The sequence below is a fragment of the Pseudomonas sp. B14(2022) genome, assembly GCF_012030485.1.
In the GTDB taxonomy this organism is placed as follows: Bacteria; Pseudomonadota; Gammaproteobacteria; order Pseudomonadales; family Pseudomonadaceae; genus Aquipseudomonas.
Genome location: NZ_JAAUVM010000022.1, coordinates 68,342 through 81,969, shown reverse-complemented (window position 1 = coordinate 81,969; position 13,628 = coordinate 68,342). Strand labels below are relative to the sequence as shown.

General features: G+C 61.8%; 14 protein-coding genes and 2 pseudogenes. 7 read left to right on the top strand and 9 right to left on the bottom strand.

Going from position 1 to position 13,628, the window contains the following annotated elements; all coding sequences use genetic code 11:
• Positions 1–58 precede the first annotated feature (58 nt).
• Complete coding sequence (locus HCF10_RS25250; protein ID WP_065926946.1) at positions 59–709, top strand: YceH family protein; 651 nt, start codon at positions 59–61, stop codon at positions 707–709.
• Positions 710–768: 59 nt separating this feature from the next.
• Here the strand turns inward: HCF10_RS25250 and HCF10_RS25245 are convergent, their stop codons facing one another.
• On the bottom strand, positions 769–1,587 hold the full coding sequence (locus HCF10_RS25245; protein ID WP_167656647.1) for a shikimate 5-dehydrogenase: 819 nt from the start codon (positions 1,585–1,587) through the stop codon (positions 769–771).
• Positions 1,588–1,743: 156 nt separating this feature from the next.
• Here HCF10_RS25245 and HCF10_RS25240 point away from each other — a divergent pair, with 156 nt between their 5' ends.
• The 3 genes from HCF10_RS25240 (at position 1,744) to HCF10_RS25230 (ending at position 2,799) form a co-directional block, all read left to right on the top strand.
• A complete protein-coding gene (locus tag HCF10_RS25240; RefSeq protein WP_027603153.1) occupies positions 1,744–2,097 on the top strand; it encodes a hypothetical protein in 354 nt (117 codons plus the stop codon).
• 233 nt (positions 2,098–2,330) lie between these two features.
• Positions 2,331–2,525, top strand: a complete 195-nt coding sequence (locus HCF10_RS25235; protein WP_003173044.1) for a hypothetical protein — start codon at positions 2,331–2,333, stop codon at positions 2,523–2,525.
• A gap of 91 nt (positions 2,526–2,616) precedes the next feature.
• Entirely contained in the window at positions 2,617–2,799 is a 183-nt protein-coding gene (locus HCF10_RS25230) for a hypothetical protein (RefSeq protein ID WP_145337083.1), read from the top strand.
• A gap of 3 nt (positions 2,800–2,802) precedes the next feature.
• On the opposite strand, the gene HCF10_RS25225 is transcribed toward HCF10_RS25230, so the two are convergent.
• Positions 2,803–3,870, bottom strand: a complete 1,068-nt coding sequence (locus HCF10_RS25225) for an AI-2E family transporter (protein WP_131700011.1) — start codon at positions 3,868–3,870, stop codon at positions 2,803–2,805.
• A 161-nt stretch (positions 3,871–4,031) separates the two neighbouring features.
• Here HCF10_RS25225 and trhP point away from each other — a divergent pair, with 161 nt between their 5' ends.
• Positions 4,032–5,354 carry a prephenate-dependent tRNA uridine(34) hydroxylase TrhP gene (gene trhP / locus HCF10_RS25220; RefSeq protein ID WP_131700012.1) on the top strand — a complete coding sequence of 441 codons (1,323 nt, stop codon included), beginning with the start codon at positions 4,032–4,034 and terminating at the stop codon, positions 5,352–5,354.
• A 4-nt stretch (positions 5,355–5,358) separates the two neighbouring features.
• On the opposite strand, the gene HCF10_RS32170 is transcribed toward trhP, so the two are convergent.
• From HCF10_RS32170 to HCF10_RS25210, 3 genes and pseudogenes are all read right to left on the bottom strand, one after another.
• A complete protein-coding gene (locus HCF10_RS32170; RefSeq protein ID WP_443200919.1) occupies positions 5,359–6,114 on the bottom strand; it encodes a methyl-accepting chemotaxis protein in 756 nt (251 codons plus the stop codon).
• Between the two features lie 102 nt (positions 6,115–6,216).
• Positions 6,217–7,038 (bottom strand): annotated as a pseudogene (locus HCF10_RS32165) (cache domain-containing protein); the annotation flags it as partial.
• 61 nt (positions 7,039–7,099) lie between these two features.
• The gene (locus HCF10_RS25210; RefSeq protein ID WP_167656660.1) at positions 7,100–8,419 is read right to left on the bottom strand and encodes a Na+/H+ antiporter family protein; all 1,320 of its coding nucleotides are present in this window, start codon (positions 8,417–8,419) and stop codon (positions 7,100–7,102) included.
• Positions 8,420–8,631: 212 nt separating this feature from the next.
• Between HCF10_RS25210 and HCF10_RS32160 the strand changes: the two are divergent.
• Positions 8,632–9,948, top strand: a pseudogene (locus HCF10_RS32160) (HAMP domain-containing protein); the annotation flags it as partial.
• 102 nt (positions 9,949–10,050) lie between these two features.
• Positions 10,051–10,806: a methyl-accepting chemotaxis protein gene (locus tag HCF10_RS32155; protein WP_371920978.1), complete on the top strand. Its 756-nt coding sequence runs from the start codon at positions 10,051–10,053 to the stop codon at positions 10,804–10,806.
• Positions 10,807–10,882: 76 nt separating this feature from the next.
• Here HCF10_RS32155 and HCF10_RS25200 read toward each other — a convergent pair whose 3' ends face one another.
• Genes HCF10_RS25200 through HCF10_RS25185 form a run of 4 tightly spaced genes read right to left on the bottom strand, consistent with a single transcriptional unit; the run spans position 10,883 to position 13,480 of the window.
• Positions 10,883–12,202, bottom strand: coding sequence for a sensor histidine kinase (locus HCF10_RS25200; protein ID WP_131700016.1), 1,320 nt, complete (start codon positions 12,200–12,202; stop codon positions 10,883–10,885).
• Positions 12,199–12,867, bottom strand: coding sequence for a response regulator transcription factor (locus tag HCF10_RS25195; protein WP_027603141.1), 669 nt, complete (start codon positions 12,865–12,867; stop codon positions 12,199–12,201). The genes HCF10_RS25200 and HCF10_RS25195 overlap by 4 nt, the downstream gene beginning before the upstream one ends.
• On the bottom strand, positions 12,867–13,178 hold the full coding sequence (locus HCF10_RS25190; RefSeq protein ID WP_131700017.1) for a PepSY domain-containing protein: 312 nt from the start codon (positions 13,176–13,178) through the stop codon (positions 12,867–12,869). Before HCF10_RS25190 ends, HCF10_RS25195 begins: the two co-directional genes overlap by 1 nt.
• The gene (locus HCF10_RS25185) at positions 13,178–13,480 is read right to left on the bottom strand and encodes a PepSY domain-containing protein (RefSeq protein WP_131700018.1); all 303 of its coding nucleotides are present in this window, start codon (positions 13,478–13,480) and stop codon (positions 13,178–13,180) included. The genes HCF10_RS25190 and HCF10_RS25185 overlap by 1 nt, the downstream gene beginning before the upstream one ends.
• Positions 13,481–13,628: the final 148 nt, after the last annotated feature.

The window sequence follows — 13,628 nt, the reverse complement described above, 5'->3', positions numbered from 1 at the left end:
GCTTGTCTTTTATTTTTTCCGGCTTACGCTAGTGCGTTCACAGCATAGGGAAAGCGCGATGACCGCCGAGCACGACACCGACACCCCTGAGCCGCGCCTGAACAGCACGGAAATTCGCGTCCTGGGTTGCCTGATCGAAAAACAGGCGACCAACCCGGAAACCTACCCCCTGACCCTCAACGCCCTGGTGCTGGCCTGCAACCAGAAGACCAGCCGTGAACCGGTGATGAACCTGAGCCAGGGCCAGGTTGGCCAGAGTCTGCGTGCACTGGAAGGCCAAGGCTTCACGCGCCTGGTAATGGGCAGCCGCGCCGACCGCTGGGAGCATCGCGTGGACAAGGCACTGGAACTGGTGCCGGCCCAGGTGATCCTGACCGGGCTGCTGTTCTTGCGTGGGCCACAGACGGTCAACGAGCTGCTGACCCGCAGCGGGCGCATGCATGACTTCGAAGATGCCGAACAGGTGGTGCACCAGTTGGAGCGCCTGATTGCCCGCGGGCTGGCGCTGCTGGTGCCGCGCCAGGCGGGGCAGCGGGAAGATCGCTATACCCATGCGCTGGGCGATCCGGCGGACATCGAGGTGATTATCGCCGCGCGGGGAAGCCCGGTGGAACGCTCTGCCGGCGCAGTCTCGCTGGATCGTATCGAAGAGCTTGAAGCGCGAATTGCAGCTCTGGAAGAACGATTGGCGCAGCTGGAACAGGCCTGACACGGTCAAACATGTGGGAGGGGGCTTGCTCCCTCCCACATTTAGAGCTGCAGTGGCCTTCAGTTGCGGGCGAAGGCTACTGCCTTCTGGAACTGTTCATCCGTAGGCCGCACGCCGGTATAAAGCACAAACTGCTCCAACGCCTGGATCGCAATCACCTCCAGCCCGGTGATCACCCGCTTGCCTTTGGCCCGACCGCGCACGATCAGTGGTGTTTCGGCGGGGATCGCTACCACATCGAAGACGGTGTCAGCTGCATCCACGGCATCCGCCTCAAATGCCAGGGCATCCGCCTCGGCCCCGCCGGTCATGCCGATGGGCGTCACGTTGATCAGCATCTGCGGGCGCAAATCGCCCAGTTCCGCCTGCCATGCGTACCCAAGATTCTGCGCCAACGCCCGGCCGGCCAGTTCGTTGCGCGCCACGATCACGCCATTTCCATAACCACCGTCGCGCAAGGCGCTGGCCACGGCCTTGGCCATGCCGCCGCTGCCACGCAGGGCAAAAGTCGAGTCCTGCGGAACGGCGTGCTTTTTCAGCAGTTGTTCAATGGCGATGTAGTCGGTGTTGTAGGCCTTGAGGTGCCCGTCAGTGTTCACGATGGTGTTCAGGGAGTCGATGGCTTGAACCGAATCGTCGAGCTCGTCCACTAAGGCAATGGCAGCCTCCTTGAAGGGCATGGACACCCCGCAACCACGCACGCCCAATGCGCGGATACCACCTATCGCGCCGGGTAAATCCTGGCTGCTGAAGGCTTTATAGTAGAAGTTCAGCCCTAACTGTTCGTACAGATGGTTATGAAAACGCAGGCCAAAATTCCCGGGACGCGCCGACAGTGAAATGCACAGTTGGGTGTCCTTGTTGGGGTGCATCTGCATGGATAACTCCTTTGAGTAAGCAAATCGGTACAGACCTTACACAACCTTTACCTTGCGGCCGTGCTGTTTTTCAGAAATACGTTGTCTTAAAAGTATCCCCGCGACATTACTTGAGTCTATTGATTGCAGACCACAAGCGCAGGGGCTAACCGAGGAATGACCATGATTCGTACAATCCCCAAGATCGCCTTGCTGGTAGGTGCACTCGCTATGGCAGGCCAAGCCTCCGCCCATGGTGGTGGATGGGGTGGCCCAGCCGTCTTGGGTGCCCTGGTCGGCGCCGCCGTAGTGGGCTCCGTGGTTGCCAGCCAACCCCGTGAGGTCTATGTGCAGCAGCCGGTCTACGTGCAACCGCAGCCGGTGTATGCCGCGCCGCCGCCGGTCTACTACGCACCACCGCCACCGGTGTACGTGCAACAGGAGGTTTATTACCGCCCGGCGCCGGTCTATTACGGTCCACCGCGCGGCTACTATGGCCCTCCCCACGGTTACTACCGCCGCGGCTGGTAAGTCTCAACCGTCACACATGAAACAGGCCTCGCCCACTCGCGAGGCCTTTTTTTGTGGGTAACGTCCGGATTTATCCTGCCAAGGTCGCTCTGAGGACAATGACCAGGCTGCAATCCCACACTATTAAGGTCGAAAGTCTACTTGCCCGAAACAGGCTCACGCTGTCATGTTTGTGTCACGACACACTCCCACTATCAATCCTGTCCACTCAATAACAACAAGGACGACTGACCATGCCCACACAAAACCCGCATCGCACCGCCGGCCTCTGTACGTCCAGCAAGGTCTACAGCGCCCTCACGGAGCTCAAGCACCTGGAAGGCCACCGCAGCGCCAAGTTCCTCGCGCTGCTGGCGGAAAACCTGGTGCGCAAAGGCCTGCTTAATGAGCAGGAAGTGGTGAGCATGCTCGATCAAGTGGTCGACTGACGCCTTTTGTTAATGTCGACTATCGAGCCAGATGATTTTTCCTGAACGCCAGCGCCCCGTAAGGTGACCTCCATAGCGATTGGAGGTTCTTATGCCCACTGTTCAAATCATGTCCGTCATTGGCAGCGCCGTCCCCGCCCCGCTTCGGGAGCTGGGCCTGCTCGCCTGCTGGTACCTGGTACGCGACGGCGAAGCCATCAGCGGCCCGCTCACGTCGTTGTCCGCCGCCGAAAAACAACTGCAAAAGGCCTCGAATTTCAGGCTGCACGCCTGAGACTCAAGGCAACGGCAGCTTGACCCGCGGCTTGCTTTCGACAAACAACGCCCAACTGGACATGAACAACGCCGCCACCAGCGGCCCGATCACAAACCCGTTGAGGCCGAATACCGACAGGCCGCCCAGGGTCGAGATCAGGATCAGGTAGTCGGGCATCTTGGTGTCCTTGCCCACCAGGATCGGGCGCAGCACGTTGTCCACCAGGCCGATCACAAACACGCCGAACAGGGCCAACACCACGCCCTGCCAGATCGAACCGCTCAACAGGAAGTAGGCGGCCACCGGCCCCCACACAATGCCCGCTCCCACGGCCGGCAGCAGTGACAGAAACGCCATCAACACCGCCCAGAGCAACGCACTGGGAATGTCCAGGAACCAGAAAATCAAACCACCCAACGCCCCCTGGGTCACGGCCACCAGCACGTTGCCCTTGACCGTCGCCCGTACCACCCGATTGAACTTGAGCTGCAACCGGCGCTTCTGCGGCTCGGCCAACGGCACCGCCGTGCGTACCTTGCGCACCAGTTCCGGGCCGTCGCGCAGCAGGAAGAACAGCAGGTACAACATGATGAAAAAACTCACCAGGAAATCAAACGTACCCTGGCCGAAGCTGAACGCCTGGGTCGCAAAGAACTGACTGCCCTGCATCGCGCTCTTGACGATCTTCTCGCGCAGCCCTTCCAGGTTGCCCATGCCGAAACGGTCCAGCAGGTGCTGGAAATAGGGCGGCAGGAAGTTCTTGAACTGCTCGATATAGCCGGCCACATCCAGCTTGCCGCTCTCGACGTTTTTGTAGAGCGTGGCGCCCTCTTGCACCAGCAACGCGCTGGTAATGATCACCGGCAGAATCGCGATCACCAGGCACACCATCAAGGTGGTCAGGGACGTCAGGTTGCGGTTCCAGCCGAAGCGCTGCTGCAGGCGGCGCTGCATCGGCGCAAAGATGATGCCGAGGATCACCGCCCAGAACACCGCACCGTAGAACGGCAGCAATATCCAGATAAAGGCGACGGTCACCAGGGCCAGCAGTAACAGCAGGGTCTTGAATTGCAGGTTGGTTTGATTCATGTCCGATCCATGTCAAAAAAGCAGGCCGCGCGTTTGCGTCCAGCTGCTTAGTCCACCACAAATCCCGGGAGTGCCATCTTTGTTGCGGTAAGCGTAGACCCAGATCAATAAAGCCCGGCACACGTTGGGCTACGCTCGCGGCCTTTTGCGACCCGATCCCCATGCCTCTCGTCCTTGCCCCCGAACTGCTCGCCCCCGCCGGCACCTTGAAAAACATGCGCTACGCCTTCGCCTACGGCGCCGACGCGGTCTACGCCGGCCAGCCGCGCTACAGCCTGCGGGTGCGCAACAACGAGTTCGACCACGCCAACCTGGCGCTCGGCATCCAGGAAGCCCACGCGTTGGGCAAGCGGTTCTACGTGGTGGTGAACATCGCGCCACACAATGCCAAGCTCAAGACGTTCCTCAAGGACCTCGCCCCGGTGATCGCCATGGGCCCGGATGCGCTGATCATGTCCGACCCGGGGCTGATCATGCTGGTGCGCCGGCACTTCCCGATGATGCCGATTCATCTCTCAGTGCAGGCCAATACGGTGAACTGGGCCAGCGTGGAGTTCTGGCAGCAGCAAGGGATTTGCCGGGTGATCCTGTCGCGGGAACTGTCCCTGGAAGAAATCGGCGAGATTCGCCAGCAGGTGCCGGCCATGGAGCTGGAAGTGTTTGTGCACGGTGCCTTGTGCATGGCCTATTCCGGGCGCTGCCTGCTCTCGGGCTACATGAACAAGCGTGACGCCAACCAGGGCACCTGTACCAATGCCTGTCGCTGGAAATACCAGGCCACCCCGGCGGTGGAAAACGCCACGGGCGATATAGTCCAGGTGTATCAACCGGAACCCACACTGGGGATCGGCGCGCCCACCGACCAGGTGTTCCTGCTGCAGGAAGCCAATCGCCCCGATGAGCACATGCCTGCCTTCGAGGACGAGCACGGCACCTACATCATGAATGCCAAGGACCTGCGTGCCGTGCAGCATGTGGAGCGCCTGACCCACATGGGCGTGCATTCGCTGAAGATCGAAGGCCGCACCAAATCGCATTTCTATTGCGCACGCACGACCCAGGTGTATCGCCAGGCAATCGATGATGCCGTGGCCGGCCGTGCGTTTGACCGCAACTTGATGACCAACCTGGAATCCTTGGCCCAGCGCGGCTACACCGAAGGTTTCCTGCGCCGCCATGTGCACGACGAATACCAGAACTACCAGAACGGCAGCTCAGTGTCCGAGCGCCAGCAGTTTGTCGGCGAGTTGACCGGCGAGCGCCGCGGCGAGCTAGCCGAGGTCAAGGTGAAGAACCGCTTTGCCGTGGGTAATCACCTGGAACTGATGACCCCCGCCGGCAACTTTCACTTTGACCTGGCCAGCCTGCACAACACCAAGGGCGAAGCCATTGACGTGGCGCCGGGGGATGGGCACACGGTGTATGTGCCCCTGCCGGCCGAGATGGACCTGCGCTTTGGCCTGTTGATGCGCGACATCGTGTAGCGGTTCAGATCCTGAACTGACCGACCAATTGCCCCAACCGTTGGCCCAGGTCCGCCAAACTGCGCGAGGTCTGGGCGCCCAACTGGGTTTCATCGGCCACGCTGTCCACCGCCACGGCAATCTGATGCACGCTGCGGTTGATCTCTTCGGCCACGGCAGTCTGTTCTTCGGCGGCGCTGGCAATCTGCGCGTTCATCGAGTTGATGGTGCCGATCAACTCGGCCATGGTGTCCAGGGACGCCCCGGCTTCGTTGGCCTTGGCCGAGGTGCCATCGCCGGCATCGCTGGAGCGGCGCATGGCATCCACGGCAGCCTCGGTGCCTTTTTGCAGGCGGTCGATCATGCCCTGGATTTCCTGGGTGCTGGTTTGCGTGCGGCTGGCCAGGGCGCGCACCTCGTCGGCGACCACGGCAAAACCACGCCCGGCCTCCCCTGCCCGCGCCGCTTCGATCGCCGCGTTGAGCGCCAGCAGGTTGGTTTGTTCGGCAATCGAGCGGATCACGCCGAGCACGCTGACAATCGACGACACGTCCTGCTTCAGGCTGTCGAGGGAGACACCGCTGCTGCGGATGTCATTCACCAGCGCATGGATCTGCGCAATGCTGCCGTCCACCACGCGCTTGGCAGCCTGGCCTTCTGCGTCGGTCTGTTGCGCGGCCACCGAGGCGCCTTGGGCACTGCGCGCCACTTCTTGCGCTGCGGAGGACATCTGGTTGATGGCGGTGGCCACTTGGTCGGTCTCGTGACGCTGGCGTTCCATGGCCTGCTCCGAGCGCTGGGCCTGGTCGGACACCTGGCTGACCAGGCCGGTGAGTTGGGTGGTCATTTCGGTGATCTGGCGCACCAGGCCATGGATCTTGTCGACAAAACGGTTGAATGCGCCAGCCAGGTCGCCGAGTTCATCCTGGCTGGTGATGGCCAGGCGGCGAGTCAAATCGCCTTCGCCGGCAGCAATGTCGTCGAGGTTGGCTTTCATAAGATGCAGCGGGCGCAGGATGGTGTTGGCCAGCAGCATGCCGGCAGCGGCAATCACCAGCAACACCACCACGGCCACGCCGAGGATGCTCAGCAGCACGCCTTCCATGCGCTTTTCTACCTTGGCCTCGACCACCGCTACCTGGGCCTCGATGCCATCCAGGTTCACCGATGTACCGATAACCATGTCCCACTTGGGCAGGTATTCGGTGTAGCCCATCTTGGGCACCAACTCGGTCTGGCCAGGCTGGGTCGAGCTGTATTGCAGGTAGTGGCTACCGTCCTTGCCGACCTTGACCAAGTCCCGGTTGACGTAGACACCGTTGGGGTCACGGTTGTCCTTGAAGCTCTTGCCCACGCCGTCGGGGCTGTTGCCCTTGAACAGACGGATGGTCTCGGAGTCGTAGCCGAAGAAGTAACCGTCCTTGCCGTAGCTGGTGTTGGACAGCAGCTTGACCACCTCCGCCCGCGCCGCCGTATCCCCGGGCGCGGCCGCGTCGTAGAGCGGCTTGATGGTGGTCATGGCCACTTCCACATAACTTTGCAGGGTGGTCTTGGCGTTGTTGAGCAGGCGCTGGCGGGTTTCATCCACCTCGTTGCGCGCTTGCCCCTGGAGGATCCACACGGTGGTCAGGCTGATGACCACGGCGAACAGCAACACCGGTACAACGGCGAGGGACAGGACTTTGGCCTTCAGACTCAGACGCATGGCTTTTCTCTCTTATTAAGCGACTTGAGAGGTTATCGGCCAGCGCCGGTGAATCTGTAGATCAGAGTGTCATCGCCGCCAACCAGCCAAACGCCAGCAATGGGAGGTTGTAGTGCAGGAATGTTGGCACCACGGTGTCCCAGATATGGTGATGCTGGCCGTCGATATTCAGGCCGGAGGTCGGGCCGAGGGTGGAGTCCGAGGCGGGCGAGCCGGCATCACCCAGCGCCCCGGCGGTGCCGACGATGCACACGATGGCCAGCGGGCTGAAGCCCAGTTGCACACACAACGGCACGAAAATCGCCGCCAGGATCGGCACCGTGGAAAACGACGAGCCGATGCCCATGGTCACCAGCAGCCCCACCAGCAACATCAACAACGCCCCCACACCACGGCTATGGCCGATGAACGCCGCCGAGGCCTCCACCAGCGAGCGCACGTCGCCGGTAGCCTTGAGCACTTCGGCAAAGCCTGACGAGGCGATCATGATGAAGCCGATCATCGCCATCATCTTCATGCCTTCGGTAAACAGGTCGTCGGTGTCGCGCCAGCGCACGATGCCCGAGACCGAGAAAATCAGGAACCCGGCCAGGGCACCGATGATCATCGAGTCCAGCCACAACTGGATGATGAACGCCGAGGCAATCGCCAGGCCGGCCACCAGCAGGGTCAGCGGGTTGTACTGCACCGCCACTTGCTCGACCCGCTCGATGTTCTCCAGGTCATACACACGCTTCTTGCGGTAGCTGATAAACACCGCCACCAGCAGCCCGACCACCATGCCCAGCGCCGGTAGGCCCATGGCGTGCGTGACGTTGACCTGACTGATGTCCACGCCGCTCTTGGCCACGTTGGCCAGCAGAATCTGGTTGAGGAAGATATTGCCGAAGCCCACCGGCAGGAACATGTACGGCGTGATCAAGCCAAAGGTCATCACGCAGGCGATCAAGCGCCGGTCCAACTGCAACTTGGTCAGCACATACAGCAGGGGCGGCACCAGCAACGGGATAAACGCGATATGGATCGGCAGGATGTTCTGCGACGCGATCGCGACCACCCACAACAAGCCGATCAGCAGCCATTTGACGTGGTTGCCGCCCGTGGCCTCCTGACGGTCGACCAGCAGCAAGGCCTTGTCCGCCAGGGCGTGGGCCAGGCCGGACTTGGCAATCGCCACGGCGAAAGCGCCAAGCAAGGCGTAGGACAAGGCCACAGTCGCACCACCCCCCAAGCCACCATTGAAGGCCTTGAGGGTGGCTTCGATACCCAGGCCACCGGTCAGGCCGCCCACCAGGGCGCCGACGATAATGGCGATGACCACATGCACGCGGGACAGGCTGAGCACCAGCATGGTGCCGACCGCGGCGATGACTGCGTTAATCATGGTTACCTCAAGCAGAAACATAAAAAACAGGCATGCCCACGCCCAGGCGACCATCGGGTGGCAGCCAGCGTGCAGGCTTGAAGGAGGTCTTATTAGAGGGCGCGCACTTTGCAGCAGGCGGGGCGCCATGTCAAAAAACGGCGCCGTTTTGAGGTTTAAATTGATCGTTTGAATAAAGAAAATCCCAGATCGGCCGATAACCGTGCTCTATGTGTTTTTCAGGTAAGGATGTACCGATGGCCCTCAGACAGCTCTCCATTCAATGGAAAATCACCCTGCTCGCCGGCCTGTGCCTGCTGGGGATCGTGACCCTGCTGGTGGGTTTGTCGCTGTACCGCATGGCGCAGAGTTCCGAGCAGGTCAAAGCCTCCAGCATGCAGATGCTCAATGAAGCGGCCCAGGCACGCATCGAGGCCCAAGGTGAGGTGCAGGCACTGGGCATCCGCCGACAGTTCATGGACGCCTATCAATACGGGCATGGGTTTTCCCGCCAGGTCCTGTTCCTGCGCGAGCAAGCGGAAAAACGCTTCCTCGACGCCTTCGACACCCGCGAAGACCTGACCCGCCAGGTCAAGGCCGCGCTGCAGGCCAACCCGGAACTGCTGGGCCTGTCCCTGGTCTTCGAAGCCAATGCGCTGGATGGCAAGGATGAGTTGTTCGCTGGCCAGGCGGAGCTGGGCAGTAATGACAAGGGCCGCTTCGCCCTGTACTGGTCGCAGCCGACACCTGGCAAGTTGACCTCGATGGCACTGCCGGAAAGCGACATGTCCGACACCAGCATCGGCCCCAGCGGTGAACCGGCCAACGCCTGGTTCACCTGCCCGCGCAGCACGCTCAAACCGTGCGTGATCGAGCCGTACTTTTATGTGATCGACGGGCAAAACGTGCTGATGACCAGCATCGTGTTTCCGTTGACGGTCAATGGCAAGGTGATCGCCTCGCTGTCGGTGGACATCAACCTCAACAGCCTGCAGGCCGTGAGCCAGCAGGCCAGCCACAAGCTGTATGACGGCCAGACCCAGGTCAGCATCCTCAGCCCAACCGGTTTGCTCGCCGGCTATAGCGCGGACGCCAGCCAGTTGAGCAAACGCCTGGACCAGGTCGATACGCAAAGCGGCGCGCAATTGATCAGCGCATTGGCCAGCGGGACACAAATCCGCAGCCTGCGCACCGACCATCAGCTCAAGGTGCTGGCGCCGTTCGCGCCGATTCCAGACGGCAAGCCATGGGGCGTGTTGCTGGATGTGCCGGAAAAAGTCCTGGTCGGGCCGGCTGAAGCACTCAAGACCCAGATGGACGCCGATAATACGCGCGGCACCCTGCTGGAGTTGAGTTTGGGCCTACTGGCAGCAGTGATCGGCCTGATCCTGGTATGGCTGATGGCCCGCAGCGTGACCCGACCGATCCTCGGCGTGGCCCATATGCTTGAAGACATTGCCAGCGGCGAAGGCGACCTGACCCGCCGCCTGGCCTATGACAAACAGGACGAACTGGGCCAACTCGCAGGCTGGTTCAACCGTTTCCTCGACAAGCTGCAACCGATCATTGCCGAAGTCAAACGCTCGGTGCAGGACGCCCGGGGCACCGCCGACCAGTCCGCCGCGATTGCCACGCAAACCAGCGCCGGCATGGAGCAGCAGTACCGTCAGGTCGACCAGGTGGCCACCGCCTCCCATGAAATGAGCGCCACCGCCCAGGACGTGGCCCGCAGCGCCGCCCAGGCAGCCCAGGCCGCGCGTGATGCCGACCAGGCCACCCGCGACGGCCTGACGGTGATCGACCGCACCACCAGCAACATCGGCGAGTTGGCGGCGGACATGAGCACCGCCATGGCCCAGGTCGAAGGCCTGGCCGCCAACAGCGAGAAGATCGGTTCAGTGCTGGAAGTGATTCGCGGCATCGCCGAGCAAACCAACCTGCTGGCGCTCAACGCGGCGATCGAAGCCGCCCGCGCCGGTGAGGCCGGCCGTGGGTTTGCCGTGGTCGCCGACGAGGTACGCAACCTGGCACGGCGTACTCAGGAGTCGGTGGAGGAAACCCGCCTGGTGATCGAGCAATTGCAGAGCGGCACCGAAGAGGTCGTGGGTTCCATGGGCAACAGCTACCGCCAGGCCCAGGGCAGTGTCGAACAGGTCGGCGAGGCCGTCACCGCCCTGCGCCAGATCGGCGATGCGGTCACGGTGATCAGCGACATGAACCTGCAAATCGCCAGCGCCGCCGAAGAGCAAAGCGCGGTGGCCGAAGAGATCAACCACAATGTGGCGACCATTCGCGATGTGACCGAATCGCTGTCGGAACAGGCCAATGAGTCGGCGCGGGTGAGCCAGGCGTTGAACAGCCTGGCGAATCAGCAGCAGGGGTTAATGGACCAGTTCCGCGTCTGAGGGTCGAAGGCAGTCCAATGTGGGGGGCCCACTACCTCTGTGGCGAACCCCCTCCCACATTTTGATCTACGGTGTGTCAGCCATGGCGTTTGGGTAATTCGATCAATGCCTTCAAACCGCCCAGCTCGCTCTCCTGCAACTGCAACACCCCGCCCCACACCTCGGCAATGTCCCGCACGATCCCCAGCCCCAGGCCATGGCCGTCGATCTGTTCGTCCAGGCGTGCGCCCCGACTGAAGACCTGGTCCCGTTGGGCCTCGGGAATGCCGGGGCCGTCATCTTCCACCGCCAGCAGATAACTGTGCGGCGTCTCGCTGATGCTTAAGCGCACCTCGGCATCCGCCCATTTGCAGGCGTTGTCCAACAGGTTGCCGAGCAGCTCCAGCAAATCCTCGCGGTCCCAGGGTAATTGCAGGCCCGACGCGACGTGGTAGCTGAGGTCCAGGTGTTCGCCATGGATCATGTTCAAGGTGGCGAGCAGGCCGGGCAGTTCTTTTTCACAGTCGAACAAAGCACCCGGCAGGGTTTCGCCGGCCAGCCGTGCGCGATTGAGTTCACGGTTGAGGCGTTGTTGTACCTGCTCCAATTGCTCGCGCAACAGTTTGCTCAGTTCGGGGTGATCCTTGAGCGCCTCGCTCGACGCAGCGCTCAACAGCACCGCAAGCGGGGTTTTCAGCGCATGCCCAAGGTTGCCGAGGGCGTTGCGCGAGCGCTTGAGGCTGTCTTCGGTGTGGGCCAGCAGGTGGTTGATCTGGGCGACCAGTGGTTCCAGTTCCAGCGGCACCTGGGTGTCGAGTTGCGAGCGCTGGCCCTGTTGCAACTGGGCGATCTGATTGCGCGCGGTTTCCAGCGGGCGCAAGGCGCGACGTACGGTGACTCGCTGCAAAAACAACACCAGCAGCAGTGCCGCCAGCCCCAGCACCAGGCCAATCCGACGCATCAGGCGAAAGCTTTCCCGCACAGGGGTGTAGTCCTGCGCCACGCTGATGGAAATCGATTGGCCGAAGCGCTTGTAGTCCGAACGCAGCACCAGCAATTGCTGGCCTTCCGGCCCCAGTTGCAGGTTGCCCTTGAGCCCGGCCTCCGGCAGTCGGGGTAATTCCTGGTCCCACAGCGAACGGGAACGCCAGTGAGTGTCGGCAAAATCGATACGGAAATAATGCCCGGAAAACGGCCGCTGGTAGGCCGGCGACAGGCGCTGTTCATCCAGCTGTACACCGTTGGGCCCGCGTACCAGGGCGACCAGCAGGTTCTCGGCATCGTTGCGCAGCCCGGCTTCCAGGTAGCGTTGCAAACCGGCCTCGAACAACCACAGGCTGGTTTGCGCCAACACCACGCCGACGATCACCATCACGCTGATCAGGCCCAGGCTCAGGCGGCGCTGAATCGACTTCATGCAGGGCTGGCGCCAAACCGGTAGCCCTGGCCGCGCCGGGTTTCGATCACGCTGCGGCCGAGCTTGCGACGCAGGTGGTTGACGTGCACTTCCAGCACGTTGGAGTCGCGCTCGGTCTCGCCGTCGTACAGGTGCTCGGCCAAATGACTTTTCGAGAGAATTTGTTCAGGGTGCAACATGAAGTAGCGCAACAGGCGGAATTCGGCGGCGGTCAATTGGATCTCGTCGCCGTCGCGCAGTACGCATTGGCGCCCTTCGTCCAGGTGCAGGCCAGCAGCTTGCAAGGTGGGTTGGTTGGCCTGCCCGTGGGAGCGGCGCAACAGCGCCTGGATGCGCAGGTGCAGCTCTTCGGGGTGAAAAGGTTTGCTCAGGTAATCGTCGGCACCGGCCTTGAGCCCTTCGATGCGCTCGGCCCAGGAATCGCGGGCAGTGAGGATCAGCACCGGGGTGGCCAGCGCGGCGGCGCGCCATTGCGCCAACACCTCAAGGCCGGGCAAACCGGGCAGGCCGAGGTCGAGGATGATCAGGTCGTAGGGTTCGCTGCGGCCCTGGTACGCGGCGTCGCGGCCGTCGGCCAGCCAGTCGACGGCATAACCCTGGCGCTGCAGGCCGGCCAGCAGTTCATCGGCCAGGGGTACGTTGTCTTCCACCAGGAGCAGGCGCATCAGTCTTCCTCGTCTTTGATCAGTACACCGTTGGTGGCGTCGAGTTTGATCTCTCGAACCACGCCGTCGGTGGTCACCAGTTCCACTTCGTAGGCATATTGGCCGTGCTTCTTCTCAAGCTCGGCTTCCAGCAAGCGCGAGCCGGGATACCGCGCCATGGCCTGCTGCAACAACTGCTCCAGAGGCAGGATCACTCCCTGTTGGCGCAGCGCCAAGGCTTCATCCTGGTTGAGGTCGCGGGCCTGCAAGCCTGAGCAGAACACCACCAGCACCAACGCCATTCGACTGCCAGCGCGTAAATTTACCTTCATTACGTATCCTGATGATTCTTGAGAACCTGCCCGGTGAGCGCGTCCAATTCGACCTCCCATTCAATGCCGTCGGCATCTTGCAGTTCGACTTCATAGACATACTTGCCGTAAGCCTCGTCCAGGTCGGTGTCCAACAGCGTTGAGCCGGGATGCAAGGCCTGGGCTGTGGCTTCGAGCTGGTCGAACGCGACAATTGTAACAGTGGCAGGCACGGTCAGTGGTTTGTCGGGGTACACGGCTCCGGCCTGAGTCGCCGTGGAGGCGATGATAGCGGCGGCGACCAGAGCAGTGAGGCGTTTCATGATGAGTCTCCGTTACACGATGTTTTTCCTACACCGGCCACGGTAGCTGCTGCAACTTAACTGAAACTGAATTGCCACCATGGCAATTTCCAGCAGGCGCGACGGGCTACGATGTTTATTCAGGATTCACGCGGTATCGTTAACGTTT

What these genes read in the sequence shown, in the direction of transcription:
- HCF10_RS25200 (WP_131700016.1), bottom strand. Translation starts at nt 12,202, where the DNA reads ATGAAGTCGATTCAGCGCCGCCTGAGCCTGGGCCTGATCAGCGTGATG.
- trhP (WP_131700012.1), top strand. Translation starts at nt 4,032, where the DNA reads ATGCCTCTCGTCCTTGCCCCCGAACTGCTCGCCCCCGCCGGCACCTTG.
- HCF10_RS25250 (WP_065926946.1), top strand. Translation starts at nt 59, where the DNA reads ATGACCGCCGAGCACGACACCGACACCCCTGAGCCGCGCCTGAACAGC.
- HCF10_RS32155 (WP_371920978.1), top strand. Translation starts at nt 10,051, where the DNA reads ATGGAGCAGCAGTACCGTCAGGTCGACCAGGTGGCCACCGCCTCCCAT.
- HCF10_RS25185 (WP_131700018.1), bottom strand. Translation starts at nt 13,480, where the DNA reads ATGAAACGCCTCACTGCTCTGGTCGCCGCCGCTATCATCGCCTCCACG.
- HCF10_RS25240 (WP_027603153.1), top strand. Translation starts at nt 1,744, where the DNA reads ATGACCATGATTCGTACAATCCCCAAGATCGCCTTGCTGGTAGGTGCA.
- HCF10_RS25195 (WP_027603141.1), bottom strand. Translation starts at nt 12,867, where the DNA reads ATGCGCCTGCTCCTGGTGGAAGACAACGTACCCCTGGCCGATGAACTG.
- HCF10_RS25225 (WP_131700011.1), bottom strand. Translation starts at nt 3,870, where the DNA reads ATGAATCAAACCAACCTGCAATTCAAGACCCTGCTGTTACTGCTGGCC.
- HCF10_RS25230 (WP_145337083.1), top strand. Translation starts at nt 2,617, where the DNA reads ATGCCCACTGTTCAAATCATGTCCGTCATTGGCAGCGCCGTCCCCGCC.
- HCF10_RS25245 (WP_167656647.1), bottom strand. Translation starts at nt 1,587, where the DNA reads ATGCAGATGCACCCCAACAAGGACACCCAACTGTGCATTTCACTGTCG.
- HCF10_RS32170 (WP_443200919.1), bottom strand. Translation starts at nt 6,114, where the DNA reads ATGGAACGCCAGCGTCACGAGACCGACCAAGTGGCCACCGCCATCAAC.
- HCF10_RS25235 (WP_003173044.1), top strand. Translation starts at nt 2,331, where the DNA reads ATGCCCACACAAAACCCGCATCGCACCGCCGGCCTCTGTACGTCCAGC.
- HCF10_RS25190 (WP_131700017.1), bottom strand. Translation starts at nt 13,178, where the DNA reads ATGAAGGTAAATTTACGCGCTGGCAGTCGAATGGCGTTGGTGCTGGTG.